This window comes from Stenotrophomonas sp. HMWF003, assembly GCF_003061285.1.
Classification (GTDB): domain Bacteria; phylum Pseudomonadota; class Gammaproteobacteria; order Xanthomonadales; family Xanthomonadaceae; genus Stenotrophomonas; species Stenotrophomonas maltophilia_AP.
Window position 1 is genome coordinate 2313 of record NZ_QAIW01000179.1, and the last position, 3231, is coordinate 5543.

Annotated in this window: 3 protein-coding genes and 1 pseudogene; 2 read left to right on the top strand and 2 right to left on the bottom strand. The window is 68.5% G+C overall.

Annotated features, from left to right (window positions below):
- The coding region (locus tag DBR34_RS07265; RefSeq protein WP_258223725.1) for a helix-turn-helix domain-containing protein at window positions 1–299 on the bottom strand (299 nt) is incomplete at its 3' end.
- A gap of 75 nt (window positions 300–374) precedes the next feature.
- Between DBR34_RS07265 and DBR34_RS07270 the strand changes: the two genes are divergently transcribed.
- Window positions 375–1568, top strand: coding sequence for an MFS transporter (locus DBR34_RS07270; protein WP_128096292.1), 1194 nt, complete (start codon window positions 375–377; stop codon window positions 1566–1568).
- Window positions 1565–2284 carry a helix-turn-helix transcriptional regulator gene (locus DBR34_RS22300; protein WP_258223726.1) on the top strand — a complete coding sequence of 240 codons (720 nt, stop codon included), beginning with the start codon at window positions 1565–1567 and terminating at the stop codon, window positions 2282–2284. Before DBR34_RS07270 ends, DBR34_RS22300 begins: the two co-directional genes overlap by 4 nt.
- Here DBR34_RS22300 and DBR34_RS24540 read toward each other — a convergent pair.
- Window positions 2272–3027 (bottom strand): annotated as a pseudogene (locus DBR34_RS24540) (sterol desaturase family protein); the annotation flags it as partial. The gene DBR34_RS22300 and the pseudogene DBR34_RS24540 overlap by 13 nt on opposite strands.
- Window positions 3028–3231: the final 204 nt, after the last annotated feature.

A 3231-nucleotide genomic window follows, 5' to 3' on the forward strand; every position in this document is an offset into this window, starting at 1 on the left:
GCTTCGCCCCACTGCCGCAGCGCCACCACCAGCGTGAACAACGCCTGCCCTTTCGGTGTCAGGACGTAGTCGTGGTACCGGCTGCCATCGACCGCCGGCTGCTGGGCGAGCACGCCGGACTCCTGCAGCGCCTGCAGGCGCTGGCTGAGCATGCTGCGCGACATGCCCAGGCTGCGTTGGAAATCACTGAACCGGTGCACCCCATCGAAGGCGTCGCGCACGATCAGCAGCGACCAGCGGTCGCCGATCAGGTCCAGCGCACGGGCCACCGGGCAGGTGGCGTTGGGATCGTCGTGCATGGGGCTCCTCCCTAAGTGGTTTTATTTTAGAACCAGATCATCCAGAATCAACTGGTTCTATTTTGAGACCACAAGATGTCCATCGCCGCACCCCTGCCCCGTACCGCCACGCCCCTCCTGATGTTGTTCGCCTGTGCCGCCGGGCTCAGCGTGGCCAACGTCTACTACGCCCAACCGCTGCTGGATGCGCTGGCCGCCGACCTGCACATCGGCACCGCCCGGATCGGCGCGGTCATCGCCGCCACCCAGCTCGGCTCGGTGATCGCGCTGCTGTGGCTGGTGCCGCTGGGCGACCGGTTGGAGCGCAGGCGCCTGATGGCGGCGCAGAGCGTGGCGCTGGTCGTGGCCCTGCTGGGCGTTGCCCTGGCCGGCAACGCCACCGCGCTGCTGCTGGGCATGCTGGCGGTGGGCCTGCTCGGCACCGCGATGACCCAGGGGCTGATTGCCTATGCCGCCGCCGCGGCGGGCCCGCATGAGCGCGGCCGCGTGGTCGGTGCCGCGCAGGCCGGCGTGGTGATCGGCCTGCTGCTGGCCCGGGTGGTGGCCGGTGGCGTGGCCGACCTGGGGGGCTGGCGTGCGGTGTATGTGCTGTCGGCGGTGTTGATGGTGGTCAGCGGCGCAGTGCTGTGGCTGTGGCTGCGCCTGCCACGGCTGCCGGTGGCCGATGCCGCGCCCCGGATCGGGTTGATCACTCTGCTGCGCCAGCAGCCGGTGCTGCGCCAACGCGGCGTGCTCGGGCTGCTGCTGTTCACCGCGTTCGGGCTGTTCTGGAGCAGCATGGCGCTGCCATTGAGTGCACCGCCGCATGCGCTCAGCCATACCGCCATCGGTGCGTTCGCGCTGGTCGGCCTGCTCGGTGCGTTGGCCGCCGCGCGCAGCGGGCACTGGAGCGATCGCGGCCATGCCGACCGTGTTTCCTTTGCTGCGCTGCTGCTGTTGCTGTTGAGCTGGGCCCCGCTGGCGGCGTTGCCGCTGCACCTGGGCTGGCTGGTACTGGGCGTGCTGTTGCTGGATCTGGCGGTACAGGCACTGCACGTGACCAACCAGAGCCTGATCCTGGCCGCCGCGCCCAACGCGCAGGCGCAGGTGATCGCCGCCTACATGCTGTTCTATGCGGCCGGCAGCGGGATCGGCGCGCTGCTGGGCAGCAGCCTGTATGCCGCGTATGGCTGGAGCGGCGTCTGCATTGCCGGCGCCCTGGTTTCGTTGCTTGCGCTGGGCGCGTGGTGGACGGTTTCCGCTACCCTGCGCAGCAGGTGCAAGGGGTGAACGATGCGGAGTGTGCGGTGAATGCGTCCACGGCAGTGAACGGGCAGTGGTCTGGCGCAGTGCTGCTTGGCCCGCATTTCGCCGTGCTCCAGGGCCATGCCGGTGCCACCGGTGCGCATGCCCACTACGCCCACCAGGTGCTGCTGGCCGAGGCCGGGCAATGGACCGTGGAGAACGAAGACGGGCTGCAGTACGGCACGCGTCTGGTGCTGCCTTCGTTCCAGTCGCATGCGGTGCGCGGCGTGCCGCTGCGCGGCTGCACGGTATGGATTGAACCCAGTCATGTCGACCTGCAGAAGCTGCAGGCACAGCTGCCATCGCTTCCCTGCGATCCGCAGGCGTTGCTGCCCTGCCTGTCGGCCCTGGTGGCGCGCGCGCCGCTGGACCGCCGGTTGCAGGCGGCACTGTCCGCACTGGACGCGCGGCTGCCCGAGCGCGTCGCGGCCCCGGCCATTGCAGCGGCTGCGCACCTGTCCGAAAGCCAGCTGCACCGCCGCTTCCAGCAGGACCTGGCGGTGTCGCTGCGTGGCCTGGTGCTGTGGCGCCGGTTACGCCAGGCGTTGGTGCAGGTGATCGAGGGACACAGCCTGACCACCAGCGCACATGCCGCCGGCTTCGCCGACCTTGCGCATTTCTCGCGCAGCCTGCGGCGCATGTTCGGCGTGCAGGCCGGCCACCTGGCTGGCCTGCACCTGCAGCATTCGCGCATCCGGTAATCGGCATCGAAAGCCGTCCCCAGCAGGTGGTCCCAGACGGTCAGGAACAACCCGAAGTTGACGTCGCCGGCCGTGCCGTAGCGCATGTGGTGGAAGCGATGCAGCGGGGCCCACGCCATCACCTTGCCCAGCCAGCCTGGCCGCATGTCCACGTTGGAATGCTGCAGCAGCAGCTGGATGGCAATGGCGAAGGCCAGCACGGCCGCCACCGGGTACGGCATGCCCAGCAATAGCAGCGGCAGCACCCCGCCCACTGCTTCGGCCGTCTGGTGCAACGGGTGTTTCATCAACCCGTTGAACCCATACATGCGGGTCACGCTGTGGTGGACCGCATGCAACCGCCACAACCAGGCCCAGCGATGGCTCGCGTAATGCACCAGGGTGATGCCCAGGTCCGCGGCGACAATCGCCAGCACCACCTGCGCGACAACACTCCAGTGCGTCGGCCACAGCTGCCACGGCATCCACGCGGCCACCAGCGGAATCGCACCGATCGCCAGCAGGTTCAATCCTTCGTTCACCAGCGCGTGGAGGGCGTCGCGGCCCGCATCGCCCTGGGGTGCGTTGAAGGCCGGGTCATAGGGCCAGCAGCGCTCGGCCAGCCACGACAGCGCGATGGCCAGGCCCAACCCCGGCAGCAGCCACAGCGCCGACCCCGCTGCATAGCCCACCCACCACGTGGCCATTCCCACGAATCCCAACAGCATTCCCGGCGCATACACCGCCAACCACCATCGCTTCATCGACCTGCTCCATACAAAGGAGCGGCCATGCTCGCGACAACGGCGCAGCCCGGCTTGAACAAACCGCGCATCCGCCGCGACCACCGGAGCGGCCAGTGACTGAAGCGTTCATCACCCCGGCTGCGTTCAAACTGTCGGCGCGCGAACCGTTAGCATTTTTACTAATTGCCGGTAGGATTGTCGGTCTCAGCCCCTGACACCGCC

Excerpts from the sequence above, each read along its gene's own strand:
- DBR34_RS07270 (WP_128096292.1), top strand. The coding sequence starts at position 375 with ATGTCCATCGCCGCACCCCTGCCCCGTACCGCCACGCCCCTCCTGATG.